General features: G+C 33.5%; 22 protein-coding genes and 1 tRNA gene. 8 read left to right on the top strand and 15 right to left on the bottom strand.

All coding sequences use genetic code 11. The features are described 5' to 3' along the window. Window position 1 precedes the first annotated feature (1 nt). The 6 genes from QWY92_RS13865 to QWY92_RS13840 are packed head-to-tail and all read right to left on the bottom strand — an operon-like array spanning window position 2 to window position 8,158. Window positions 2-925, bottom strand: a complete 924-nt coding sequence (locus QWY92_RS13865) for a glycosyltransferase family 2 protein (protein WP_290272281.1) — start codon at window positions 923-925, stop codon at window positions 2-4. A gap of 49 nt (window positions 926-974) precedes the next feature. Continuing rightward, window positions 975-2,744: a glycosyltransferase gene (locus QWY92_RS13860; RefSeq protein ID WP_290272279.1), complete on the bottom strand. Its 1,770-nt coding sequence runs from the start codon at window positions 2,742-2,744 to the stop codon at window positions 975-977. Next, window positions 2,728-4,014 (bottom strand): ABC transporter ATP-binding protein, encoded by a 1,287-nt coding sequence (locus QWY92_RS13855; protein WP_290272278.1) that lies wholly within the window; start codon window positions 4,012-4,014, stop codon window positions 2,728-2,730. The genes QWY92_RS13860 and QWY92_RS13855 overlap by 17 nt, the downstream gene beginning before the upstream one ends. 1 nt (window position 4,015) lies before the next feature. Next, entirely contained in the window at window positions 4,016-4,894 is an 879-nt protein-coding gene (locus QWY92_RS13850) for an ABC transporter permease (protein ID WP_290272276.1), read from the bottom strand. A gap of 18 nt (window positions 4,895-4,912) precedes the next feature. After that, window positions 4,913-7,357 carry an exopolysaccharide transport family protein gene (locus tag QWY92_RS13845; protein WP_290272273.1) on the bottom strand — a complete coding sequence of 815 codons (2,445 nt, stop codon included), beginning with the start codon at window positions 7,355-7,357 and terminating at the stop codon, window positions 4,913-4,915. Between the two features lie 3 nt (window positions 7,358-7,360). After that, window positions 7,361-8,158 (bottom strand): polysaccharide biosynthesis/export family protein, encoded by a 798-nt coding sequence (locus QWY92_RS13840; protein WP_290272271.1) that lies wholly within the window; start codon window positions 8,156-8,158, stop codon window positions 7,361-7,363. A gap of 310 nt (window positions 8,159-8,468) precedes the next feature. On the opposite strand from QWY92_RS13840, the gene QWY92_RS13835 reads away from it, so the two are divergent. After that, window positions 8,469-10,334, top strand: a complete 1,866-nt coding sequence (locus tag QWY92_RS13835; protein ID WP_290272269.1) for an ABC-F family ATP-binding cassette domain-containing protein — start codon at window positions 8,469-8,471, stop codon at window positions 10,332-10,334. 50 nt (window positions 10,335-10,384) lie between these two features. Here QWY92_RS13835 and QWY92_RS13830 read toward each other — a convergent pair whose 3' ends face one another. Further along, window positions 10,385-10,999 carry a DUF1684 domain-containing protein gene (locus QWY92_RS13830; RefSeq protein ID WP_290272266.1) on the bottom strand — a complete coding sequence of 205 codons (615 nt, stop codon included), beginning with the start codon at window positions 10,997-10,999 and terminating at the stop codon, window positions 10,385-10,387. Between the two features lie 259 nt (window positions 11,000-11,258). On the opposite strand from QWY92_RS13830, the gene QWY92_RS13825 reads away from it, so the two are divergent. Both QWY92_RS13825 and QWY92_RS13820 read left to right on the top strand, forming a co-directional pair. Then, complete coding sequence (locus QWY92_RS13825) at window positions 11,259-12,476, top strand: MFS transporter (RefSeq protein WP_290272264.1); 1,218 nt, start codon at window positions 11,259-11,261, stop codon at window positions 12,474-12,476. Then, the gene (locus tag QWY92_RS13820) at window positions 12,473-12,853 is read left to right on the top strand and encodes a VOC family protein (protein WP_290272261.1); all 381 of its coding nucleotides are present in this window, start codon (window positions 12,473-12,475) and stop codon (window positions 12,851-12,853) included. Before QWY92_RS13825 ends, QWY92_RS13820 begins: the two co-directional genes overlap by 4 nt. Window positions 12,854-12,869: 16 nt before the next feature. Here QWY92_RS13820 and QWY92_RS13815 read toward each other — a convergent pair whose 3' ends face one another. Beyond that, the gene (locus tag QWY92_RS13815; RefSeq protein WP_290272259.1) at window positions 12,870-13,310 is read right to left on the bottom strand and encodes an Lrp/AsnC family transcriptional regulator; all 441 of its coding nucleotides are present in this window, start codon (window positions 13,308-13,310) and stop codon (window positions 12,870-12,872) included. 122 nt (window positions 13,311-13,432) lie between these two features. Between QWY92_RS13815 and QWY92_RS13810 the strand changes: the two genes are divergently transcribed. Both QWY92_RS13810 and QWY92_RS13805 read left to right on the top strand, forming a co-directional pair. Next, window positions 13,433-13,828: a hypothetical protein gene (locus QWY92_RS13810; protein WP_290272256.1), complete on the top strand. Its 396-nt coding sequence runs from the start codon at window positions 13,433-13,435 to the stop codon at window positions 13,826-13,828. A 93-nt stretch (window positions 13,829-13,921) separates the two neighbouring features. Then, window positions 13,922-14,007: transfer RNA gene (locus tag QWY92_RS13805), tRNA-Leu, on the top strand. Between the two features lie 37 nt (window positions 14,008-14,044). Here the strand turns inward: QWY92_RS13805 and QWY92_RS13800 are convergent. Together QWY92_RS13800 and sucC are read right to left on the bottom strand one after the other, a co-directional pair. Beyond that, on the bottom strand, window positions 14,045-15,007 hold the full coding sequence (locus tag QWY92_RS13800; RefSeq protein ID WP_290272254.1) for a D-2-hydroxyacid dehydrogenase: 963 nt from the start codon (window positions 15,005-15,007) through the stop codon (window positions 14,045-14,047). 150 nt (window positions 15,008-15,157) lie between these two features. Next, window positions 15,158-16,348 carry an ADP-forming succinate--CoA ligase subunit beta gene (gene sucC / locus QWY92_RS13795; RefSeq protein WP_290272252.1) on the bottom strand — a complete coding sequence of 397 codons (1,191 nt, stop codon included), beginning with the start codon at window positions 16,346-16,348 and terminating at the stop codon, window positions 15,158-15,160. 193 nt (window positions 16,349-16,541) lie between these two features. On the opposite strand from sucC, the gene lysA reads away from it, so the two are divergent. Next, on the top strand, window positions 16,542-17,777 hold the full coding sequence (gene lysA / locus QWY92_RS13790; RefSeq protein ID WP_290272251.1) for a diaminopimelate decarboxylase: 1,236 nt from the start codon (window positions 16,542-16,544) through the stop codon (window positions 17,775-17,777). A 137-nt stretch (window positions 17,778-17,914) separates the two neighbouring features. Further along, window positions 17,915-18,853: a sterol desaturase family protein gene (locus tag QWY92_RS13785; RefSeq protein WP_290272249.1), complete on the top strand. Its 939-nt coding sequence runs from the start codon at window positions 17,915-17,917 to the stop codon at window positions 18,851-18,853. A gap of 67 nt (window positions 18,854-18,920) precedes the next feature. On the opposite strand, the gene QWY92_RS13780 is transcribed toward QWY92_RS13785, so the two are convergent. The 4 genes from QWY92_RS13780 to QWY92_RS13765 form a co-directional block, all read right to left on the bottom strand. Further along, window positions 18,921-19,904 (bottom strand): T9SS type A sorting domain-containing protein, encoded by a 984-nt coding sequence (locus tag QWY92_RS13780; RefSeq protein WP_290272246.1) that lies wholly within the window; start codon window positions 19,902-19,904, stop codon window positions 18,921-18,923. Between the two features lie 167 nt (window positions 19,905-20,071). Further along, window positions 20,072-20,623: a hypothetical protein gene (locus QWY92_RS13775; RefSeq protein WP_290272238.1), complete on the bottom strand. Its 552-nt coding sequence runs from the start codon at window positions 20,621-20,623 to the stop codon at window positions 20,072-20,074. A gap of 19 nt (window positions 20,624-20,642) precedes the next feature. Continuing rightward, complete coding sequence (locus QWY92_RS13770; protein WP_290272235.1) at window positions 20,643-22,046, bottom strand: M20/M25/M40 family metallo-hydrolase; 1,404 nt, start codon at window positions 22,044-22,046, stop codon at window positions 20,643-20,645. 185 nt (window positions 22,047-22,231) lie between these two features. Continuing rightward, complete coding sequence (locus QWY92_RS13765) at window positions 22,232-23,098, bottom strand: PPK2 family polyphosphate kinase (RefSeq protein WP_290272232.1); 867 nt, start codon at window positions 23,096-23,098, stop codon at window positions 22,232-22,234. A gap of 226 nt (window positions 23,099-23,324) precedes the next feature. On the opposite strand from QWY92_RS13765, the gene QWY92_RS13760 reads away from it, so the two are divergent. After that, a complete protein-coding gene (locus QWY92_RS13760) occupies window positions 23,325-24,077 on the top strand; it encodes a hypothetical protein (protein WP_290272230.1) in 753 nt (250 codons plus the stop codon). 62 nt (window positions 24,078-24,139) lie between these two features. On the opposite strand, the gene QWY92_RS13755 is transcribed toward QWY92_RS13760, so the two are convergent. Further along, window positions 24,140-25,303: a sigma-54-dependent transcriptional regulator gene (locus QWY92_RS13755; RefSeq protein ID WP_290272229.1), complete on the bottom strand. Its 1,164-nt coding sequence runs from the start codon at window positions 25,301-25,303 to the stop codon at window positions 24,140-24,142. Window positions 25,304-25,306 lie beyond the last annotated feature (3 nt).

The following is a 25,306-nucleotide window of genomic DNA, read 5'->3' as shown; positions in this document are numbered from 1 at the left end:
ATTAATTATCCAAGTAATGATTACCCTTTTCCGCATTAGAAATTCGACTTTTCCTTGCTAAAACATAGGCATTTATTAAGACGTCTTTTAATTTTGAATAATTTTTAAATTTCTCAAACCTCAACTTAATTAATGCTCTTAATTGCAGAGCTTTTAATTCTTTTAATTCAGTTAAATAAAGTGTTTCTGATTCTTCAATATTAGGGTTAGCGTATTTAACTTTATAAGATAAAGCCTTCCGATAAAAATACTCCGAAGAATTATAATCAACTTTTACTTCAGCCCTGAACTCTCTATCATGCCTTACGAATGCCTCTGGAACTACTCCTATTTTTAATTGATGAAATAAAACACGATGACAATAGTTATCATCTTCCCCGTAATGAAAAAATATAGGATCAAATCCTCCTATATTTTTTACAGTATTCGCAGGTAATAACCAAGCGGCTGCATTAACAAAGGATACATCATAAATAACGCTCAAATTATTTTTTAAGGCATCAAAATAAAAGTATTCATTTTTATCATATTCCAAATAATAAGCAAACCTTCTATCCAATTTGGTTCCACTTCCATTTAAATGAACAGGGCTTATTATTCCATATCCCGGATTATTTTTGTAAACATTGATTAAACGGCTTATTGTATCCCCTTCCAAATATGCATCTTGATTTAATAAGAAAACAAAATCTGAGTCTTCTTTTAAAGCTAGAGATATTCCTAAATTGTTAGCCTGCCCAAAACCTAAATTCTTCTCTTGTCGATATAACGAAACATCGGTAAATTTCTTTTTAATATATTCTACTGTATTATCCGTAGATGCATTATCTATAACAATTACAGGGTAACCTTTACAACTTAATAAACAGTTGTTAATCCAGTTCATGCCATTATAAGTAACTATAACAATTGTTGTTTTTAGCATTTAATATATACGTTAAGGTGCGTGCTTCTAGAAAAAAGCCTTATGAAAATTATAATTTTTTGATGTTTTTTTTAATGCTCCCCAAGGCCTTTTTTATTATTTTCTTTAATATAGACTTAATTTTAGTTGAAGGCTTATTTTTATATTTTAAATATTTTAATACCAAGTAGTAATCTATATATTTAACCATATTTTTTCTGATATCTAATTCTTTATCTGCAAATCCTCTAAAAAAATACTGATCGTCGGAATTATATTTCTGTACTTCAATTTTTAATTGATCTAACGTTAGCTCTTTTTTGCTATATCTTCCAGAACAGTTATTTACTAAACTAAACCCTAAGACGTCTTTAACATACCCGTCTGAATACCCTGCAAAATACCGTCTTTTATCATATACAATTACTGGTCTACCACAAGACATAGCTTCATAGGCAGATCGACCTAAACCAAACACTAAATCTGCTTTATTAATTAAATCTTCTATATTCCATATTGGATTTTCATACTTAAATGCTTGCAAATATTCTAACCCCAAATCTTTAGCTAGTTTCATAATAACACTATTAGCTTCTTCAGAATGACATAAACTTAATACTGTTTTAGGTTTCTTTTTTATTTCCTTTTTCGGAAAAAAACGATTTAAATTTATAGAGTTATAAATGAGTTTACTAGCGAAACCTTTTACCCCCAGATGATTTTGAACTTCTTGAGATATTGCAACAAATCCAGTTGCTTTTTTACTTGGTTGCTCTAATTTAGGGTAAATACCATGACATGTTTGAATTATAGTCCCTCGTTTATACAATTTTTCAACTACCGTATTATGATTCGCAAGAATTAAATCATATTTCTTAAAAGACATAAAGCCAACACCTAAGTTCTTTTCTATTTTTTCAGAAATACTTCCTTTATTAAAAGTAAAGTACTCTACATTGAATTTAGGATATTTACTCAATTCTTCAATAATAGCGTAGGTAAAAGTTTCGGAGCCGCCTATACTATCTAAACTACTAGTTGCAACCAATATATTAAAACTATAAGTTGATAGTCTTTCTAGCCCTGGCGTAAGTTCAATTCCAAAATCTTCTTTGCTTTCCCATGTTATTAAATCGTTAAAAAAATCCGATTTGTTATGTATAGCCTTGCCTAACCGAGCTGTCCATTTTTCGCTGATATCAATATCTCCAGGCTGTTTTTCTACTAAATGGTTGATGTAATACTCACATTTTCTGTCCCACGCTTCTACAGTGGTAGCTTTTCCATAATGTTTAACATAACCACCAAAACTTATTTTACCAAAGCCTTTAGGCACACGAGAATGAAAATTTAAATCTAAACTTGCCCTAAACAACATAGGTATATCTCTATATTCTGGACCTATAAATTCTCTTTCTTTATAGTTTTTACTTACATCTTGAGCTGTAATATAGTAATCATATAACCTAAAATAATAGGCATCAAAATTTTCATCATTTAAATCGATTCCCTCTTTAAACTCAACAAATTCATCAGCATCAAAAACATATATCCATTCGGGTGAATATTCTTTAGCCTTGTCAAATAATTGTTGTCTATGCGCTCCTTCTGCTTTACTTCTTTCTTTTCGATCAGATTTCCAATTTTTATTTTCAATAATATCTAATACCAAAGGATGTTTTTTTAAAATATCCAGTGTATTATCTTCAGATGCATCATCATAACATATAACACCATCCACATAATTACTCAAATGATCTAAAACATCTTTTATTAATGCTCCTTCATTTCTGACCCTAGAAACCCCTATTATTTTTTTCTTATTATTGATACCAATCATGATTTATTGTAATCATTTCTCTAGGAAATTCAGTTACATTCCTTTTAGTTGCAGTTAAACTTTCAACATTTAAAATTATAGCATCTTTGATGAAATCTTCTAAACCATTCAAATCAGACTTGCATGATAAATTTAAAACGTATGTTCCACCTGTCAACGGAAGCGCAGGAATAGATAAAACAACAACTTCTTTTGAGTTTGGTTTTAAAACTACTTTATCCATAAAATAGTCGCTACCGCTAGCTGTTAAAAGTTGACCGCTCATTGAAAAAACAGACATCCCTAAATCGATTCCTTTAATTTGATTAGAAAAATTTTTAACCGTAATTTCAAAAGAATAATCTCCTCCACTCTTTAATTGGTTTAAACTTACTTTCTCATGTTTATTATTAAAAGTATTAAAACCAACAATTCTTACATGTCCGTTCCCTTTTCTTCGTTCAAATTCAAAAAAATTAAAAACTTGTTCCCCTTCCACTGTTAAGTATTTATCAATGCAGTGCTCAACATTTCCATTAAAAGAAATCTTGCCATTTTCTAATAATAAAGCTCTAGTACATAAATTCTTCACCGCCGCCATATTATGACTCACAAACAACACCGTACGTCCTTCTCCTTTAGAGATATCTTGCATTTTCCCAATGGCTTTTTTCTGAAATTCCGCATCGCCAACCGCCAAAACCTCATCGATAACCAAAATTTCTGGCTCCAAAAAAGCTGCTACGGCAAAAGCTAAACGCACTGTCATCCCTGAAGAATAGCGTTTAACAGGTGTATCTATATAACGTTCGCAACCAGAAAACTCTATAATTTCATCAATTTTTGAAGTGATTTCTTTTTTAGTCATCCCTAAAATAGCGCCATTTAAGTAGATATTTTCTCTACCTGTCATTTCGCCATGAAACCCGGTACCAACCTCTAACAGCGAAGCAATACGCCCTTTAGTTTTAATATCACCTGTGGTTGGACTTGTCACCTTTGATAATATTTTTAACAGTGTAGATTTCCCAGCACCATTCTTCCCTATAATCCCCAAAACCTCACCTTGCTCTACTTCAAAATTAATACCTTCTAGAGCCCAAACATAGTCGGAATTCCCCTTAGTACTTCTATCATTACTTTCTCCTATTTTTAAAAACGGATCTTCCTTTCCTCTGATTTTGTACCACCAACGCTTTAAATCGTCCGAAATAGTTCCTGTACCCACCAATCCTAAACGGTATTGTTTTGATATATTTTCTGCTTTTAATATGATGCTTTTTTCTTTCATATTATACGGTATCTATAAACGATTTTTCTGTTCTATTAAAAACAATTAACCCGATTAGAAAAGAAATAATACTAAATGCTGCGGCATATAAAAAATACCATAAAGAAAACTGACCAACACCTAGTGTCATATATCTAAATAACTCAATAAATATTGTTACTGGGTTATATTCTACGAGCCAAGCATATTCGGGCACCTGCTCTTTAAAATAAGATAAGGGATACATTACTGCAGAACCATACATTAAAAGCTGCATTCCAAACCCTACTAAATAGGTTAAATCTCTATATTTTGTAGTAAAGGAGGAAATAATCATCCCAAAACCTAACCCCAATAAAGCCATCATAGCAATTAAAACGGGTAATAGAATTAAAGCCCAAGTAGCTGTTGCTAAAGAAGCCTTATCCGTAAAAAACAGAAAATAAATATAAAAAAGCACAAAAACCAAAAGCCGGATTCCGAATTTAACTAAGTTTGAAATAACCACTGATAATGGCGTAATTACTCTTGGGAAGTAGACTTTACCAAAAATACCTTGATTTGTTTTAAAGGTATTACTAGTACTAGTTAAACAGGTACTAAAATAATTCCAACAACTTAACCCTGCTAGATTAAACAAAAAGGAAGGCACCCCATCCCCCGTTGGAATATTTGCTAAATTATTAAATATTAAAGTAAATGTTAGCGTAGTAAACAATGGTTGAATAAAATACCATAATGGCCCTAACAGCGTTTGCTTATAAACTGTAATAATATCACGTTTTACAAAAAGTATTAACAAATCACGATACCTCCAAATTTCTTTAAAATTAAGATCTATCAATTTCTTTTTTGGAGAAATAGTATATAACCAATCGTTATTATCTGCACCTGTATTCAAATGTATATTATTGTTTAATTATTTTTTAAAAACAGATTTTACTCTACTCAAAATAGTTTCTTTTTCATTCGAATTTTCGTGATAACCATTTCCATACGCGCCATATCCATAGCCGTACCCATATCCGTAACCATATTTGGCTTTCTGATCGTAATAATTATATAAAAAACTGATGTTTTTAACTTCTCCTTTTTTATACTTATCATTAATCATAGCAAGCATATCTTTCTTAGTATAGTCTTGACGCACCACATATAAAGAAGCATCCACATATTCAACCAATTCCAAAGCATCTGCCACTAACCCTAGAGGCGGTGTATCTAAAACAATATAATCATAATTAGCTTTAAGCTCTGTTATAAAACGATCCATTTGTTCTCCAATTAATAACTCCGAAGGGTTTGGTGGAATCGGGCCAGAAGTGATCACATCCAAGTTACTCACTTTCGTTTTTTGAACCACTTCAGCTAACGTTTTTTGACCAATTAAGTAATTAACCGCTCCTATGTTATTATCGATATCAAAATCTCCAAATATTTTTGGTTTTCGTAAATCTAACCCTACTAAAACTGTGCGTTTACCACTTAAGGCAAATACTGACGCAATGTTTATAGAACAAAATGTTTTGCCTTCTCCACTAACCGAAGAGGTTATCATCACCGTTTTAGTACCTTCGAGATCATGTTTTTTGTACATGAATTGTAAACTCGACCGAACGGCTCTAAACGCTTCTGCCACCGCTGATTTCGGCTTGTTAAACACCGCCAAATTATTTTCCGAATCATTTTTACCAACAACGCCTAATAGTGGAATTTTTGTAAGATCCCCTAAATCGTTTGGCATGTGTATTTTGCTATCGAAAAAAGTAACAATAAAAGCTATTATTACCAATGGAATTATGGCGGCAAAAATAGCAAAAACATACCTGATATTCAGGTTAACGGCATTACGCCCCTGGCCAACATCTTTAGCAGGTTCTATCAATATAATATCAGAAATATTAGAAGCCTTTATTAAGTCAGCTTCACCACGTTTTGCTAAATATAAATTATACGTACTTTGACTTAATAAATATTCGCGTTCTATAGCTTCTAATCGCTGCGTATTTTCTGGTATTACCGAAAATTCACTTTCCGTATTATAGATTCTTGAATTTATGGATTGTATTTGAAATCCAATATTTGTTTTAGCTGAAGCAATATTCTGCAATATCACATTTTTAAGCGCCTCTATCTGGTTGTTTAAATCCCCAAAAACCGAGACATTATCTCTAACCGAAGCTTGTAATGTAGATTTCTGTATAGATAATTCTACAATTTTACCAATAGCTCCAATGATGTTCGCATCGGTAACCCCTTCCACAGCAGGCGCAGGAAAACTAGTAAAATCGTTACTTGTTAGTAAGTAGTTTTTTAATAAATCGTAGGCTAAAATATTTTGATTTAACACCTCTTTTTGTGTATTGTAATCTTCTATTTTACTCATTAACAAGCCACTTTCACTAACGATATCAAAAATTTTGTTTTGTTTTTTAAAATCGTTTAACGAATCTGCTTTTTTGTTCAATTCGCCCTTAACACGAGCCAACTGTTTATCAATAAAAGCCACCGTATTTATGGCATACTGGTTTTTACGTTGTAATTGGTCGCGCTCTAAAATAAATACCGAAGTATTTAAATAATCTACAATTTTAGCTTTGTTTTTATCGGTTAAACGTATAGATAAAAGAGGAGAATTGGCCGTGTTTGCTACAGCATATCTTCCTGAAAACGAAGACACAGTACTATTAAAATTATTATACTGAATGAAAAACGATTCGCCAGCTACTATTTTCGCGCCATCTCGTTTTACTATATTTCCTTTTAAAAATGGCAAATCGATATACTCATCAAATTTAAAACTTGCTGTATAACTCGATAATGCTATTGGTAATGTTTTTACAGCCTTTGTGGCATAGTTCTGAGTATAAACTTCTTCTGCCTTATCAAAATCATAAGACAACTCAAAACTATTTTCATCGTTAAAAGTGATTTTTATTGGTTGGCCAATTACTTGAAAGGCACTATCTACACCAATAAATTTAAAGGAATTTCTGCCATAAATATCCGTTTTGTAAAAACGCCCTTGTTTTAGGTAGCTTAAATATAAATTAAGACTATCAACCACTTTTTCGTGATGCTTTCTAGATTTCAGATTAAGTAAAACCTCTTGCACTTTACCCGATATACCTCCATAATTAAAAACCAGACTAGTATTGGATGTAAATAAAGGGTTTTTATCGTCTTGAACTGTAATTTTAGCGTCTAAAGTATAAGGAAATTCTTTTCTTATATTTTGTTGATAAACAATAAAAAAACCAACACTTAAAGCGAGAACAAACCATTTCCAATAACTCAAAGCACGATACACGAACGATTTAAAATCGAACATTTGAGCGCCATCAACGTCTAATTGATCTTCCATACTTTATAAATTACGTGCTAAAAAATAAGTACTCACAAGCACAGAAAATATACTTGCTATGGTTGTAATGGTTTGCGTTGCAGTTTGCCCAGCTCCCAAGGCTTTACGTTTTAACGGCTTAACCATAATTAAATCGTTAGGTTGAATATAAAAAAACTCAGAATTCAATGCAGAAATATCTGTTAAATCGATATGATGTATGCGTTTTCCATTTGGGTATTGTCTAACAATTAAAACATCTTTCCTATCTCCTGTTTGGGTAATATCACCAGCATTTGCAATAGCTTCCAAAATATCTACACGATCTTGATACAACACCTGTGTCCCTTTACTTCCAATCTCACCAAGCGTGGTATATTTTAACCCCGAAAGCTTAACGGTTACAAATATTTTTGCAGTTTCTTTTAAATATGTTTGAAGAATAAGTGCTTTTACTTTCGCTTCAATTTCCTCTGTGGTAAACCCTAAAACATTCATTTCCCCAAGAATAGGAAATTCAATATTACCGTGTAAATCAACCGAAAAACCATTGTAATATAAAGATTCTTGAGTGCTACCCATGGCACTCGTTGTTGGATTAAAAATTTCAACAAGTTCTCTCACCTCTGCCTTTTCAGCTTTTACATTAACGCTTAATAAATCGTTAACCTGTACTCTATATGGTGTTGCCAACGATTGAATTTGCAATGCATTATCAATAGTTGTACCCTTTTCCTGTAAATAAACAACATCCTTATTAGAGATACAAGATGAAAAAAAAACACTGACAATTAAGCAGAGATATATAAATGATTGTTTCATTATAGAGGGCAATAGATTTAAATACAAATATAAGTTTTCGCCTCGAAGCACAAAACTTTTATCGAAGTTTTTGGTGTTTTGTCTAGTATTAGACCGTTTTCTAAATATCCGAATAAATCAGCTTTTCAACAAAAAAAACATCACTAAATAATTTGATATCTTGAAGATTGAAAGGAATATTTACTCCATAAAGTAAACTAAATATAAAAATAACTTAAATAAGCTCTTCTTTAAGCAAATCCCTAACACTTTTATCCTTAATATTTCAATTTTCACTTTTTTAAGACCATCTTTGTAAAAAAAAGAAGCATTGAATTATCTAACAGTAGAAAATATATCGAAATCATATGGAGAGCTCACATTGTTTGAGGACGTCTCTTTTAGTGTTCATAAAGACCAAAAAATAGCTTTCGTAGCCAAAAATGGTACTGGAAAAACATCTATTTTAAATATTCTTTCAGGTGAAGACGAAGCTGGTTCGGGCAACGTTATTTACCGAAAAGGTATTGCCGTTTCATTTCTTTCTCAAGATCCAAAATTTGATAAAAATTTAACTATCGAAGAAACTATTTTCGCTAGTGATAATCCTATTTTAAAAGTCATTTCAGATTATGATAAAGCACTTTTAAATCCTGAAGACGCCGATGCTTACCAACACGCTTTCGAAGCTATGGAACAGCACCAAGCTTGGGATTTCGAAACCCTTTATAAACAAATACTTTTCAAACTAAAACTAGACGATTTATCGCAAAAAGTAAGTGTACTTTCAGGCGGACAAATAAAACGTTTGGCTTTAGCAAATGCTTTAATCAATAAACCAGATTTACTCATTTTAGATGAGCCAACAAATCATTTAGATTTAGAAATGATAGAGTGGCTCGAATCCTTTTTCGCCAAAGAAAATATCACCCTTTTTATGGTAACGCACGACAGGTATTTTCTGGAACGTGTTTGTAATGAAATTATAGAATTAGACGAAGGTCAAATTTTTAATTACAAAGGAAATTACAGCTATTATTTAGAAAAAAGAGAGGCACGTATTGAAAACGAAGCCATAGAAACCAATAAAGCCAAGCAACTTTTTAAAAAGGAATTAACTTGGATGCGCCGTCAACCCAAGGCCAGAACAACAAAATCTAAATCGCGAATTAACGATTTTGCAGACATAAAACACCGCGCTCACCAACGCCGTAACGACCACGAAGTTCAATTAGAACTTAACATGGAACGCCTAGGAAGCAAAATTTTAGAATTCCATAAAGTATCAAAAGCTTACAAAGACAAAACTATTTTAGATGGTTTTAATTACACCTTTCAAAAAGGTGAACGTGTTGGTATTATTGGAAAAAATGGAACTGGAAAAACCACTTTTCTAAACATTTTAACCGAAACGGCACAACCCGATTCTGGTAAGGTTACTAGAGGCGAAACTGTAAAATTTGGTTATTACACCCAAAACGGGATTACCATAAAACCACAGCAAAAAGTAATTGATGTTATTCGTGAGTTTGGCGACTATATTCCGCTAAAAAAAGGAAAGCAAATTAGCGCTCAGCAGCTTTTAGAGCGCTTTTTATTCAGCAGAAAAAAACAATACGATTTTGTTGAAAAACTAAGTGGTGGTGAGCGTAAACGACTGTACTTATGTACTATTTTAATACAAAACCCAAACTTTTTAATTCTTGATGAGCCAACAAACGATTTAGATATTGTAACCTTAAACGTACTAGAAAGTTTCCTTTTAGATTTCCCTGGTTGTATTATTGTAGTAACGCACGATCGTTATTTTATGGATAAAGTAATCGACCACTTATTCGTTTTTAAAGGTGAAGGTGAAATTGAAGATTTCCCAGGAAATTACTCAGACTACCGTAGTTACGAAGATAGCCAACCCGTAATTTCTGCTACCGAAACAGAGGATAAAAAAGAAAAGACCGATTGGAAACAAACCGATGTAAAAAAACTATCATACAACGAAGAAAAGGAGCTTAAAAATATTGAGAGTAAGTTGAAATCTTTAGCTTTTGATAAAAAGGAAATGGAGTCGAAGTTCAATAACCCAGATTTAACACCGGATGAAATCAATACTTTATCGGAAGAGCTTCAAACTATAATTGAAACCATGGATGAGAAAGAAGAACGCTGGTTTGAATTGTCTGCAAAGTTAGAAGCTTAGTCTTTTCAACTTAAAAGAGATATTGAATTACAAGATACGGCGTAAAACAATTAATGTTTATCAAATACTTTTACGCCAGCTTCAACGCGGGTTTTTAAATAATTAATACGTGGCACAATAGGGCAAGAAAATTTCGAATTATAGGCGCAATACGGGTTATACGCTTTATTAAAATCAATAATGACCTCATCTGTTTCCGGAATAGTTAAATCAATATAGCGTCCGCCACCATAGCTCTCCACACCATTGGTTTCATCTAAAAAAGGTAAAAACAAATAGTCCTCAAAGCCTTCCTTCTGCATTAAATCTTCACCTTGATATACATTCAACTGGAATGTTTTTCCTTTTAATTGGAAACTTAAAACCCCAAAAACACGTTCTTTAGACACTCTAGACGTGGTGGTTTTCATATTAAACCATTCGGCATTCTCCACACGTTTCAACGTTGCTGAAACAACAAAAGTAGAGTCGAATTTAAAAAAATCGAGACCTTCAAAAGCCTTTCTATCCTCTTCTTTTAACGGGGAAACTGTGGCGTCTTTAAATTCCCCATTAAGAGTTTTCTGAAATTCAGTTTCTCCTAAAACAGGCCTTTTCTGATCTTCACAATTAAAAAGAAATATTGATAAAATAGATACCGTAAAAACTAAAAAAAGGTGCTTCATTTTAAATTTATTAAGATTCAAAAATACAACATCCATAAAATTTATCTACATTTGCTCAAAATAAAATAAGCAAAATGCGTAAAAACGTCACAATTTATAGAAAGTTATATACATCACGTACTAAGTGTACGAGTTGGGCTTGTTCTATATTACAGTGATATAAATTTATATTATTTCAATATTTTAAAAGTCCGACTTCGCAGTCGGACTTTTTTTGTTTGGCTGATAACCAAATTTCAAAAAAACACAATCACACCAAATGAAAACGCTATTCAACAATTACATAAATACTTTTAAAGGTCTATCGCGAGAAGTGTGGTGGCTGGCACTTATAACGCTAATTAACAGAGCCGGCACCATGGTTATTCCATTCCTGTCTTTATACCTTATCGAAGATCTTAATTTCACCTTAATTGATGTGGGATGGATTATGAGTGCTTTCGGACTAGGTTCTGTTGCTGGCTCTTGGCTTGGTGGCAAATTAACAGATAAAATAGGCTACTACAAAGTAATGGCTCGAAGTCTACTTCTAACCGGATTTTTATTTATTGCTTTGCAATTTCTAACCACTTTCGAATCGTTTTGTTTCGGTATATTTTTAGTGATGTTAGTGGCCGATATGTTCCGTCCAGCCATGTTTGTTGCCCTTAGCGCATATAGCAAAGCTGAAAACAAAACTCGTTCGGTAACCTTAATTAGACTTGCTATTAATTTAGGGTTTTCCGCAGGACCCGCAATAGGAGGTATTATAATAACAACTCTAAGCTATAGTGGTTTATTTTGGGTCGATGGTATTACTTGTATTTTAGCAACCATTTTACTTATTAAAGTTCTACATCCTAAAAAAGCAAGAGTTTTAGATACCGTAAAAACAGAAAATCCAAGCTCGGCATACCATGATAAAGCCTTTTTAATATTCTTAATTGCTATGGTATTATTTGGTATCGTGTTTTTACAATATTTCTCTACCATGCCTTTATATTACAAAAATGTACACTATTTAACAGAATTTGACATTGGAATTCTTTTAGGTATGAATGGCTTTTTTATTTTCCTTTTTGAAATGCCATTAATAAAATGGCTAGAAACTACCAATTTCACAAAGTCTAGACTTATGGTCTTTGGCACCCTACTACTTGGTATAAGCATTTTAGTTTTAAATCTAACCTCATGGACTGGTATATTAATAATTGGCATGTTATTTATGAGTTTAGGAGAAATGATTACATTTCCATTCTCGAATGCTTTTGCACTAGATCGAGCAAAAAAAGGTAATCAAGGCGAATATATGGCATTGTATTCCATAGCATTTTCTATTGCTCATATTTTTGCGCACAACGCAGGTATGCATATGGTTAATGATCTAGGTTATGATAACACATGGTATATTTTCACGATGTTAGCAGGCTTTTGTGTACTTTTATTATTCATTTTAAGTCGTTATTTAAATACGCAGAAAAAGAAAAGACTAGCATGAATTTAAACCAAATAACCATACCCTCTATTAATGTTGAAAAAGCTGTAGCGTTTTATATTATTTTGGGATTGAAACTTATTGTAGATTCCATCCCAAGATATGTGCGTTTTGAATGCCCTGATGGTGATGCGACCTTTTCAATCCATCAAGTAGAAAAATTACCTCAAGGAAACGGGATAACTATTTATTTTGAAGATGAACACCTAGATGATTGGGTAAAAAAACTAAAAAAGCAAGGTATTGTTTTTACGGAATTACCAAATGACAAACCTTGGCTGTGGCGTGAAGCACACTTAAAAGACCCTGATGGAAATAGTATTATTTTATTCTATGCAGGAGAAAACAGAAAAAACCCGGCTTGGCGTATACCTTCTTAAACGGAAATTGAAAGAATTAAATCGGCTTAATTTCCTTTTGTTTGATAACACGAGACAGTACAATTTGTGTTTTAGTTTCACCATAACTTATCAATTGATCAATAAAGACTTCTAAGTGTTTATTGTTTTTTAGAACCACTTCCATCACAATGTTTTCATCTCCGGTAATGCGGTAACAATTTACCACTTCATCGTAAGTTTTCACTTTATCTAAAAAGGGTTTTAGCTTCCCCATAAATGCTCGAAGTGTAATGATTGCTTTAAGCTGATAACCAATTTCGTAAGGAGAAACAATGGCCTTATAATCTTCAATAATACCAAGATCCTCCATTTTTTTTATACGCTCAGAAACAGCTGGTGAACTTATGCCAACTCGGCGTCCAATTTCGGCATTAGACATACGCGCGTTTTGTTGTAAACACTCTAAAATCTTGGTATTAAGACTATCCAGCTTCATTTAAAAGAAATTTAACTATAAAAAATTAACATCTAAAGCAAATATACGGTTTAGCTTTAATATTTAAAGTGAAATATCATTTCTTGTTGCTAAATTTGATAAAAATGCTAGAGTAAAAAAAGATGAAGTCAAATACCCCACCAAATCTATCGGAATTACCGGTTTATAAAAAAGCCATTGAGATATTATCACTATCCCAAAACATCTCTACGTACCTACGTCACGACTTATCTAACTTAAAATCAGATGGTACAGAAGACCCTCACATTTATTTTTCTGGTGATATTGTACAACATTCAGTGTCTTTAGTTCCGGAAATTGTTAATGCCGAACTAGAACGCTACTCTGAAAGAAAGCATAAACACGTGGCTTCTTTAAGCAGGTTAACAAATATGCTTTATAAAAATTCGTACCGTTTAGAACGCTCAAATAGTAATGGAAAAGACTTTTTACCTATTCTGCGTAGCGAATTGAAAAAATTTAAAAAACTTCAACGTACTTGGTTACTAACCTTGTAAACGTCACCATTTAAAATACTTTACAATAATTTACCTTAAAATTTTTAGTTAGCCGAGACATTATTATATTTACGGCCAATTAAAACCTCAAATGCGCACGTGGCGGAATTGGTAGACGCGCTGGCTTGAGGGGCCAGTATCCGTTTTAGGATGTGGAAGTTCGAATCTTCTCGTGCGCACTTTACTACTACCAGACAACAAACGGCTTCATTCTTTTTAATTTACCTTATTAATAGGTTTTCCTTTTACAAAAGCTTTTAAATTATCAACAGTTGTTTGCATCAATCGGGCTCTTGCTTCTTTAGACGCCCAAGCAATATGAGGTGTGATAATGCAGTTTCGAGCGTTGAGCAAAGGGTTATCAGCATCTATAGGTTCTTTTGAAACGACATCGACTGCAGCTCCCGCAAGTTTACCTGAGTTAAGCCCCTTTTTTAAATCTTCTTCAACAATTAAACCACCTCTAGACGTATTTATTAAGAAAGCGCCATCCTTCATTTTAGAAATTGAGTCTGAATTTATTAGTCCTTCGGTTTCTGTCGTTAACGGACAATGTAAACTCACAAAATCCGATTTTTCAAGAAGCTCATCTAATTCAACATACTTTAAAGTTTCCGATTCTAATCGTAAATCCTGACTTCGATTATAAGCCAGAATACGCAATCCGAAAGCTTGCGCCATTTTTGCAGTAGCCTGCCCTATTCGTCCAAAACCTATAATACCCAAGGTTTTTCCTGAAAGTTCTATAAGAGGTGAATTCCAAAAACAAAAGTCTTTAGACTTTGTCCAATCTCCATTTTTTACGGCTGCATTATGGTCTCCAACATGATGGCACAATTCTAAAAGAAGCGCCATTGTAAACTGCCCTACGGCCTGTGTGCCATAAATAGGGACATTGCTTACCACAATGTCTGCCTGTTTTGCAGCGGCAACATCAATGACATTGTAGCCCGTAGCTAAAACCCCAATGTATTTTAGATTAGGCACACTTTCTATCACCGCTTTTGACAATGGTGTTTTATTGGTTAAAACCGCATCGGCATCTCCAATAGTTTTAATAATAATCTCTTGATTAAAGGCTGTACGTTCGTGCACTATAAGCTCTCCCATAGCTTCAACAGCTTCCCAACTTAAATCTCCAGGGTTTAATGTGTACCCGTCTAAAACAACTATTTTCATGCGATTCTGGTTTTAATTTATTTGAATTTTCATGCTTCAATAAAGCTATAAGAAAATTATAATAACAGCAACTATTTCATAATATATCACAAAAAAAAAGAGTAACGCCTAAACGTTACTCTTTTCAATATATAATGTTGTAGTAAAAGCTTATGCCAATACTTCTTGAACTTTATCTGCAGCTTCTTGAAATTCTGTAGCACTCATTACTGCTAATCCTGAATTATCAATTAATTCTTTAGCTATATCAGCATTGGTACCTTGTAAACGTACAATAATTGGCACGTTGATAGTTCCCATGTTTTTATAAGCATCAATTACACCTTGAGCAACACGATCGCAACGAACAATACCACCAAAAATGTTAATTAGAATAGCTTTTACAGCTGGATCTTTTAATATAATTTTAAATGCAGCTTCAACACGTGCAGCATCTGCAGTACCACCAACATCTAAAAAGTTAGCTGGCTCTCCACCGGCTTGCTTAATTAAGTCCATAGTCGCCATTGCTAAACCAGCACCATTTACCATACAACCTACGTTTCCTTCAAGGTCTACATAGTTAAGGCCAAGTTCGCCAGCTTCTACTTCAATAGCGCTTTCTTCACGTACGTCACGTAAAGCTAAATAATCTTTATGTCTGTATAGTGCATTATCATCAATAGTTACTTTCGCATCTACTGCCATGATTAAATTATCACTTGTTTTTAAAACAGGATTAATTTCAAATAATGAAGAATCTGATTTTACGTAAGCAGTATAAAGATTAGTAACAAATTTTGTCATTTCTTTAAACGCTAAACCAGATAATCCTAGGTTAAAAGCTACTCGTCTTGCTTGAAAAGGTAATAAACCTGTACTTGGATCTATTTCTTCAGTAAAAATTAAATGTGGTGTTTCTTCTGCAACCGTTTCAATATCCATTCCACCTTCCGTAGAATACATAATCATGTTACGGCCTGTTCCTCTATTTAATAAAACAGATACATAAAACTCACTAGTTTCAGTTTCACCTGGATAGTAAACATCTTCAGCAACTAAAACCTGGTGTACTCTTTTACCAGCAGCAGACGTTTGAGGTGTTACTAAGTCCATCCCAATAATTTGTCCTGCAATTTCTTCAACTTCTTTAAGGTTTTTGGCTAATTTTACTCCGCCACCTTTTCCACGACCACCTGCATGAACCTGTGCTTTAATCACGTGCCAACCTGTTCCCGTTTCTTCAGTTAATTGTTTTGCGGCAGCAACTGCCTCCTCTGCATTTTGAGCAACCATACCACGTTGGATACGTACGCCAAAACTGCTTAATATTTCTTTACCTTGATATTCGTGTAAATTCATAATCTGCTTGATAATTTTAAGTGCAACAAATGTAAATAATCGTTGGTAATTACACTAATTATTTTATGCGGAAATTGCGAATTAACCTAAATTTACTGTTAAATAGTTAACAAAATGTTTAATTTGTACAATTTTTCATTTATTTATTTTTTATTGAATCAAAAAAAATATCTTTGACAAAAATATAAAGAACATGCAAGAAAGTCAATTGCTTAAAATTGCCAATGAGTTTGGGAGCCCTGTATATGTTTACGATGGAAACAAAATAGAAGCGCAGTACAAACGTTTAACTGGTGCTTTTAAAAACGTTAAGAAATTAAAGATAAATTATGCTGTTAAGGCGTTATCAAATATATCTGTTTTAAAACTTTTACATACGCTTGGTTCCGGTATAGATACGGTTTCTATACAAGAAGTGCAACTAGGTTTGGCTGCTGGTTTTAAACCTGAGCAAATTATATTTACACCCAACGGTGTTTCTTTAAACGAAATTGAAGAAGCGGCACAATTAGGTGTGAAAATAAATATTGACAACCTTTCTATTTTAGAACAATTTGGAGCAAAACACCCAACAACACCGGTTTGTATTAGAATAAACCCGCATGTTATGGCTGGTGGAAATGCTAATATTTCTGTTGGACATATTGATTCTAAATTTGGTATTTCAATTCATCAAATCCCTCATATTTTACGTATTGTTGAAAATACTAAAATGAATATTAACGGGATCCACATGCATACGGGAAGTGATATTTTAGATATTGAAGTATTCCTTTATGCAAGTGAAATTTTATTTGAGACGGCTAAACAATTTAATAATTTAGAATTTATCGATTTCGGTTCTGGCTTTAAAGTGCCTTACAAACCAGGCGATATTGAAACTAATATTGAAGAATTAGGCAAAAAATTATCGAAACGTTTTAACGATTTCTGTAAAGATTATGGTAAAGAATTAACCTTAGCTTTTGAGCCTGGAAAATTCTTGGTAAGTGAATCGGGTTACTTTTTAGCACAAGTAAATGCCGTAAAACAAACCACATCTACTGTGTTTGCACAAATAGATTCTGGTTTTAATCATTTAATTCGCCCCATGTTTTATGGGTCGCACCATGAAATTAGCAACATCTCTAATTTAAAAGGTCGTGAGCGTTTTTACACCGTTGTAGGTTACATTTGTGAAACCGATACTTTTGGAAATAACAGAAGAATTAACGAAATTAATGAAGGTGATATTTTAGCCTTTAAAAATGCAGGTGCTTATTGCTTCTCTATGGCGAGTAATTATAACTCACGTTTACGCCCAGCGGAAGTATTATGGTACAATAACGAAGCTCATTTAATTAGAAAAAGAGAGACTTTTGATGATATTATACACAATCAAATTGCTGTCGATTTTTCAACTAATAAAGAAAATATATTAGCAAAATAATAAGCTAATTTCTCACAATACACCTCCGCTTTAAGTTAAAAATTTCTTAAAGCGGTTTTTTTTTGATAAGAAAACTCGTTTTCATTACCGTTTACTAGCAAAATCAAGTTATTTTTGGGGACTAACAAATTTTTATAATGGATTTTACGAACCCTTTAGTATATGGTGTGCCTTGCTTTTTAGGACTTATTTTATTAGAACTAAGTTACAGCAAACACCGAAAAGAAGAACGCAGTCAGAAATTATACAACTGGAAAGATCTAGGAGCTAGCCTTACCATGGGTATTGGTTCTGCGGTATTAGCGCCTCTTACAAAAACCATTGCGGCTATTGTACTTTTCAATTATGTATATGAAATATTTAATCCTTTAGTAGATGGTGTACGCACTAATATTATGGGTTACGAGTCTTTTGGTTATGCTTGGTACATTTGGATAATTTGTCAATTATTAGATGATTTTAGTTACTACTGGTTCCATCGTCAAAACCATAATGTTCGTTTTTTATGGGCCGCTCACATTGTACACCATTCTTCCGATAATTTCAACTTAGGTACTGCTGTAAGAAACGGTTGGTTCACTATTTTGTACAAACCATTTTTCTATATGTGGATTGTTGCTATCGGATTTCCACCAGAAATGTTAGTAGTTTGTTTAGGTATTGAGGCACTTTGGCAGTTTCAATTACACTCTGTTTATATTCCTAAGCTAGGTTTTATAGAGAAGTTTATGAATACACATACCATGCACCAAGTTCACCATGCTCAAAACTTTGAGTACATGGATAAAAACCATGGTGGATTCTTAAATGTTTTTGATAAAATGTTTGGAACTTGGAAAGAACTGGATGAAAATATAGAGATAAAATACGGTGTTACACATGCACCAAACTCATACAATCCATTGGTGATTTTAACACACGAATACAAAGATATTTGGAACGATATGAAAAAGTCGAGCAACTGGTATCATAAATTCATGTATGCTTTTGCTGCACCAGGATGGAGCCATGACGGAAGCTCACTAACCATTAAACAACAGCGCAAATTATTGCAAACACAAAGCGCGAAAAGTTAATTTCTCGCGCTTTACATAAATCTATAAATCACCCTGAAATAGGGTGATTTTTTTTTATCAATAATTCTTATTTCTTAACAAACTTTCTAGAAAACAATCCTTTATCAGTTGAAATATTAGCAATATACATTCCTGAATTTAATTGACTTACAGATAAATTAGGTTGATCGGTTTCAACTTTTAGTACCACACGTCCTGAAATATCAACAATAGAAACAGATTCAATTTCTGCATCAATTTTAAAGTTCAATTCATTATTTACTGGATTAGGAAATGTTGAAAAACTCAATTGTTTTTGTTTTTGATCTTCAATTCCTAATGAACTCGATTTTAAAGTTTCAATAAAACTAGAGGTATCATTAATAACCCCTGTTATTTGAATATCTGATGTTCTAAAAACTAAATCACCGTTACTTGCATAGTAATAATAAGAGGTTTGTATCATATCCGCTGTAACAAATGCTGATAATTCTATATCCTGAACAACTTTTAAACGTGTTACCGAACCACTAAAATCCTCACCAACTAAACCTGAGACATCAACATTTAAAGTACCATAGGCATCTACTTTACTTGTTATTGTCCCACTAAAAGAGCCATTGATACTTCCGTTATAATCAAAAGTACCTGAAATAGCATTGCTATTAGAATCCATGAAACTTAAAGGAAAATCGCCTAGAACACCTGGATTGCTATAGTTTAATTTAATTCCGAAACTTTCTACACCAACAAACTCAGCACTTGTTCCGCTCTTATTTAAATAAACCGCACTAACTACCTCATCGTCGGCATTACTCGTTTTTATAACATTGGTTGCATTAGCATAGCTGCTCAATTCCGTAGAAGTTGGAGATGATAAAACATCAGAAGTGTCATCATTATCATAAGCGACATTAAAATTCCAAATTAGCCCAGCTCCTGTTGCCGTTTGGTCCAATGTTGATGTAACTACGGCATATTCCGACTGTGCTGCACTTTCAAAATTAGTTATTGACGTTTGAGAAAACCCCAAACTTGTTGATAGTAGTAATAATAGTAGTTTTACTTTCATAAAAAATAGGAATTTATAAGTTGTTTTTTCAGAACAAACTTACAAAAAAATCAAATCTTTAAATCGTTAAAAATCTACCGTTTATAGAATTTAACATCGAAAATATGTGGTTAAATTCACCTCAAGATTTAAGATTGATATAGTTCAAAAATCCTGAGGTATTATTTCTACTTCTTTACTTTCCCTGAAAATAAATTAACTTTAGAATTAAATGGATTACCCGAAGCCCGACGTAACATAGCTACCTGTCCGGAATGCCAAATAGCATCAGCAATTGGTCCATTTATAATATTCCAAAAAGGAGTTCGAGATGCCCCCATTTTGGATAAATCTTCTGTATTTAATAAAATATCTGATGCTTTTTTAAAATTAAGCAAGGTTTGTTTACGTTGTTCCTCAAAAGAGAGCGTTCCATTAGCCTTTTTGTTTTCTTCCTCCGAAATAGCATTTAAAATAAAATACGATAAGCCTAAAATATGATCTACCGTTTCACCACTTGTTCTTCCAGAATCGCTTGCTTTTTGTTCTAAATCTTCAGCTTTCAATCCTTCGGTTGCCCAATAATACCGAAAACCTAAACCATCAATCATTCTAGCAGCTACGCTTCCTGCTGTATAATTCTCGGCAGGTTCTAGAATTTCATAATAAGGTAATTTTTCCTCTTGAGCCATCGCCACTGTATTTATCATTAAAAGCAATGCCAGTAATTTTAATTTCATAGTTGTTTTATTAATATAATTACTTTTTAATTTCTTTTGAAGCGTTAATCGGATTAACCCCATATTTATCAAATAGGTAAACCAAAGATGTCATGGTTGCTGCTCCTAATTCTAACTCACGTTTATTAATTGCATCAAAAGTATCATTACTCGCATGATGATGATCGAAATAACGTTGAGAATCTGGACGTAAGCCCGCCAAAACATTGGTTTCAGATTTTAATGGTCCTACATCGGCACCGCTTCCACCTTTTTCAAAATAATGAATTAAATATGGCTTAAAAAGTGATTCCCAACTTAAAACCTGATCAAAAGCAGCATCGGAACAATCGAAACTAAAACCGCGAGGTGTAAAACCTCCTGCATCACTCTCTAATGCAAATATGTGATTTTCATTTTTCTTTATAGCCTCCTCTGCATATTTCTTTCCTCCTCGAAGTCCGTTTTCTTCATTCATGAAAAGCACCACTCTAATGCTTCTTTTAGGTTTAATACCAGATTCTTTCAGTAAGCGTAAAACATCCATAGATTGTACAACACCCGCGCCATCATCATGAGAGCCATCGCCTAAATCCCAAGAATCTAAATGGCCTCCAACAATCATGTATTCATCAGGAAATTCACTGCCCGTAATTTGCCCAATCACATTATACGATAGCACATCTTTGAGTTGTTTACAGTTTTGTTTGAAATAAAATTTAATATCTTTTTTAAGCGTCAACATCGTGCTTAATAAATTGGCATCGTTGGTACTAATTGCAGCGGAAGGAATTCGTTTTTCAACAGGTAAATCGCCATAAGTCATGCTTCCGGTGTGAGGTAAATCGTCTTGACGTAAATTCATTGAACGTACAATAACACCAACCGCTCCGTATTTCGCGGCCTCCACTGCTCCACTATAACGCTGATTTACACAACCACCGTAAGCTTCGAATGTAATAATTAAATCGGCTTGCATCGGACGGTTAAAAAACACAATTTTACCTTCTATATTTTCAGTTCCCAAGGCTTCTAATTCTTGAAAATTTTTAACCTCAACAATAGGCGCTTTTAACCCTAAACTTGGTGTGGCTACCGAACCGCCAAGCGCACAAATATTAACCGTACTGGTTTTTCCGCGTTCGCTTTCTATAAAAGCATATTCTTTTGCTCCGCGCACCCAACGAGGTACCATTACAGGTTGTAACCAAACCTTATCTAGCCCCAATGTTTCAAGTTCTTCTTTGGTGTAAGCTACTGCTTTTTCTGCACCTAACGAGCCTGACAAACGGCTACCTATTTGATTGGATAAGTGATTTAACCAATCGTAACTTTTTCCGTTGGTAAGCGATTGTGTGTAAATGGTTTTTAATACCTCTTCATCACTTTGAGCCACTGTAAGTAGCGTACTCAAGGCCATGGCAATAGATAGGATTTTTTTCATATTTCTGGTTTTCTATATCTTAATGGCTAAAGGTACGTTTTCTGTAAAAACTGCACCGATTTGAAAATAATAACGTTTTGTTAATTAACCAGACGAAACCGCGTTAACGATTGAACGGCCTGTTTAAGCTCCCCGACCAAAGGAGGGAGCGCGTAGTGAAAGCGTGTTAAAACGCCCAAAACATTTTATTCATTATTTAACTGATTTTTATAGTTATCGAGGTTGGCTTTTACTTTATCGTTGAGCTCAGGTTCGGTAATATCGTTATATTCCTTTAAAGTATCGTGTAAAATTTTGGCAACCAAAAGGCGCGCGGTAGGCTTATCGTCGGCTGGAATGGTGTACCAAGGCGCATGCGGTTTCGATGTGCGGTTTATAGCATCTTGGTAGCAGGCTTGGTATTGATCCCAAAGTTTACGCTCCTTTAAATCGTCGGGCGAGAATTTCCAGTTTTTTTCAGGTTTATCTAAGCGGCGTAACAGTCTGCTTTTTTGTTCTTCTTTTGATAGATTTAAAAAGAATTTAAAAATGATGGTACCGTTATCTGCAAGGTGTTTTTCAAAATTATTGATTTGCTCGAAACGTTTATCCCAAAAGGCTTCATCGATATCTTCAACCGTATTAATTTCCGGAATATTTTCACCTAAAATATATTCTGGATGCACACGGGTTACAAGTACATTTTCGTAATGTGTGCGATTAAAAACACCAAACTTACCGCGTGGAGGCAACACAATATAATGGCGCCATAGGTAGTCGTGCCCCAACTCCAAATCGGTTGGTACTTTAAAACTATGACACTCAATGCCTCGTACATTAAATTCTTTAAAAACCTCGCGCACTAAACTGTCCTTCCCAGAGGTATCCATACCTTGCAAGCACACTAAAACGGCATGTTTATCGTGGGCGTACATAATATTTTGCCATTCACCCAACTTTTTTCTAATGCTTTTTAATTCACTTTTTGCTCCCTTTATAACGTGTTTGGTTTTAGAGTTTTTTAGGTTGATATCCGCAGTGACTTTATAGTCTTCTATTTTTATGTTTTTCATGTTTATGCTGAAGAATTAATTTTTATAAATATAATAAAGAATTATTTGAAACCAGCAATACACAATTTTTACCCTAAGAAATTACTCGAATACTAAAAATGACGAATGAAACAAATTATTCTTTAAAATGTAAGAATTATTTTATAGTTTTCGATGAACGCCCCAGCCAAACAGTTTGTTTTTAATACTTTTACTACTCCAAATTTACCTTACACACCCATAATTTATGAAAACCTACGTTTTGCTTACCGCCTTATTTACGACATTGATTTCTAATAGTCAAGCTGCTTGCGACGATGCTAATGCTTATTTAGTAAATGCTTATTCGCATATTAAAGACTCTTATGATTCTAATAATATTAGTCATTTAAAATATTACGCCAACCGCTCGTTAGAGTCCATAGAATTAGCGAAAGAGAACCTAGAAGGTTGCGATTGCCAAACGGCAGTAGACCTTGCAGGTGAAACAGTAGATTTACTTTTAAAAGTTGAAAATCAGCCTACTTTTGAAGATGGCCGATTTTATGTAAAACGTGCCCGAGAACTGAGCCAGAAAAGTGTTATTGCGAGTGACAAATGCACGGCAGGGATAACAAATAATGGTAACAATGATGTTTTAGATGATGACAATACACTTGCTGAATTGCAAAATGAGCAACTAAAACTGAAGCAACAACAAGAAGCTTTAAAATTAAAAGAAGCTGAATTGAAAATGAAATTATCCGCGCAAAAAGATAAGGCTTTACGTCTTGAAAAGAAGCAATTAATAAGCGGTTATAATTTAACGATAACCGAAAACATTAAAACATTTAATAAAACTTTGATGCATTGCGGCAATGCCAATACTGTTTTGAAAAGCCCTGCTATTGAAGTTGGTTTAGCAGATAATGATATGGATGCTATAAACGTTTACTTTATAAAAATATTAAAAACTTTAACTTCTGAATACGCAACGGCTTTAAACGCTTGTGGCAACTAAAAAAAAAACATGTTTAGAAAACGATAATGTATTGGGGTTTTAAACAGGTTTATTTTTTATACTTATTTACTAGCAAAAAGCTTAACATCTAACTCGCTAACCTCAGCGCCACCAAGAATAATTAAACGCTCAACCACATTGCGCAGTTCCCGAATATTACCAGTCCAATCGTATTCTTGAAGTAATTTGATTGCTTTTTCTGTAAACTTTTTTTCAACCGTACCTTGCTCGTTTGATATTTTAAACGAAAAATGTTTTATTAGCAACGGAATATCATCTCGTCGCTCATTTAAAGCGGGTACTTTTACTAAAATTACCGCCAGTCTGTGATATAAATCTTCTCTAAAGTTACCTTCTTCAATTTCCTTTTTTAAATCTTTATTGGTTGCCGCAATAACACGTACATTCACCTTAATATCTTTATCGCTACCCACACGTTGGATTCGACTTTCTTGTAAAGCACGCAACACTTTGGCTTGCGCCGAAAGACTCATATCACCAATTTCATCTAAAAAAATAGTACCTCCGTTTGCGGCTTCAAATTTTCCGGCACGGTCTTTATTTGCACTTGTAAAAGCGCCTTTTACGTGTCCGAATAATTCACTCTCTATCAATTCACTAGGTATTGCAGCACAGTTAACCTCGATTAAATTGCCTTTAGCACGGTCGCTTTTTTCGTGTAACCAATGCGCAACCAATTCTTTTCCTGTTCCGTTAGGCCCTGTAATTAATACACGAGCATCGGTTGGCGCCACCTTATCGATAATTTCTTTTATTTGCGAAATACCTTCGCTCTCGCCTATCATTTCGTATTTTTTACTTACTTTTTTCTTCAGAATCTTGTTTTCAACAACCAATTCTTTTCGGTCTAAAGCATTACGTACAGTGTTTAATAAACGGTTTAAATCGGGCGGTTTCGAAATATAATCGAAAGCCCCTAAACGCATTGTATTTACTGCAGTATCTAAATCTCCGTGTCCTGAAATCATGACCATCGGAATTTCTGGTTTAATTTTCTTTGTGGCTTCTAAAACTTCAACACCATCCATTTTTGGCATTTTTATATCACAAAGTATTAAATCGAAATCGTCATTCTTTATTTTTTCAATACCAACCAAACCATCTTCAGCTTCTTCAACTTGATAGGTATCATTTTCTTCTGAAAGAATTTTAACAAGCACACGTCTAATGGCTGCTTCATCTTCTATTACTAATATTTTTGGCATGTT

The organism is Algibacter miyuki (genome assembly GCF_030409805.1).
GTDB lineage: Bacteria > Bacteroidota > Bacteroidia > Flavobacteriales > Flavobacteriaceae > Algibacter > Algibacter miyuki.
Note: the sequence above shows the minus strand (reverse complement) of the source record. Positions and strands in the feature narration are given on the sequence as shown.

What these genes read in the sequence shown, in the direction of transcription:
- QWY92_RS13800 (WP_290272254.1), bottom strand. Translation starts at nt 15,007, where the DNA reads ATGAAAATAGTTGTTTTAGACGGGTACACATTAAACCCTGGAGATTTA.
- QWY92_RS13825 (WP_290272264.1), top strand. Translation starts at nt 11,259, where the DNA reads ATGAAAACGCTATTCAACAATTACATAAATACTTTTAAAGGTCTATCG.
- QWY92_RS13760 (WP_290272230.1), top strand. Translation starts at nt 23,325, where the DNA reads ATGAAAACCTACGTTTTGCTTACCGCCTTATTTACGACATTGATTTCT.
- QWY92_RS13815 (WP_290272259.1), bottom strand. Translation starts at nt 13,310, where the DNA reads ATGAAGCTGGATAGTCTTAATACCAAGATTTTAGAGTGTTTACAACAA.
- QWY92_RS13830 (WP_290272266.1), bottom strand. Translation starts at nt 10,999, where the DNA reads ATGAAGCACCTTTTTTTAGTTTTTACGGTATCTATTTTATCAATATTT.
- QWY92_RS13775 (WP_290272238.1), bottom strand. Translation starts at nt 20,623, where the DNA reads ATGAAATTAAAATTACTGGCATTGCTTTTAATGATAAATACAGTGGCG.
- QWY92_RS13860 (WP_290272279.1), bottom strand. Translation starts at nt 2,744, where the DNA reads ATGATTGGTATCAATAATAAGAAAAAAATAATAGGGGTTTCTAGGGTC.
- QWY92_RS13845 (WP_290272273.1), bottom strand. Translation starts at nt 7,357, where the DNA reads ATGGAAGATCAATTAGACGTTGATGGCGCTCAAATGTTCGATTTTAAA.
- QWY92_RS13755 (WP_290272229.1), bottom strand. Translation starts at nt 25,303, where the DNA reads ATGCCAAAAATATTAGTAATAGAAGATGAAGCAGCCATTAGACGTGTG.
- QWY92_RS13810 (WP_290272256.1), top strand. Translation starts at nt 13,433, where the DNA reads ATGAAGTCAAATACCCCACCAAATCTATCGGAATTACCGGTTTATAAA.
- QWY92_RS13770 (WP_290272235.1), bottom strand. Translation starts at nt 22,046, where the DNA reads ATGAAAAAAATCCTATCTATTGCCATGGCCTTGAGTACGCTACTTACA.
- QWY92_RS13820 (WP_290272261.1), top strand. Translation starts at nt 12,473, where the DNA reads ATGAATTTAAACCAAATAACCATACCCTCTATTAATGTTGAAAAAGCT.
- sucC (WP_290272252.1), bottom strand. Translation starts at nt 16,348, where the DNA reads ATGAATTTACACGAATATCAAGGTAAAGAAATATTAAGCAGTTTTGGC.
- QWY92_RS13840 (WP_290272271.1), bottom strand. Translation starts at nt 8,158, where the DNA reads ATGAAACAATCATTTATATATCTCTGCTTAATTGTCAGTGTTTTTTTT.
- QWY92_RS13785 (WP_290272249.1), top strand. Translation starts at nt 17,915, where the DNA reads ATGGATTTTACGAACCCTTTAGTATATGGTGTGCCTTGCTTTTTAGGA.
- QWY92_RS13780 (WP_290272246.1), bottom strand. Translation starts at nt 19,904, where the DNA reads ATGAAAGTAAAACTACTATTATTACTACTATCAACAAGTTTGGGGTTT.
- QWY92_RS13855 (WP_290272278.1), bottom strand. Translation starts at nt 4,014, where the DNA reads ATGAAAGAAAAAAGCATCATATTAAAAGCAGAAAATATATCAAAACAA.
- lysA (WP_290272251.1), top strand. Translation starts at nt 16,542, where the DNA reads ATGCAAGAAAGTCAATTGCTTAAAATTGCCAATGAGTTTGGGAGCCCT.
- QWY92_RS13765 (WP_290272232.1), bottom strand. Translation starts at nt 23,098, where the DNA reads ATGAAAAACATAAAAATAGAAGACTATAAAGTCACTGCGGATATCAAC.
- QWY92_RS13865 (WP_290272281.1), bottom strand. Translation starts at nt 925, where the DNA reads ATGCTAAAAACAACAATTGTTATAGTTACTTATAATGGCATGAACTGG.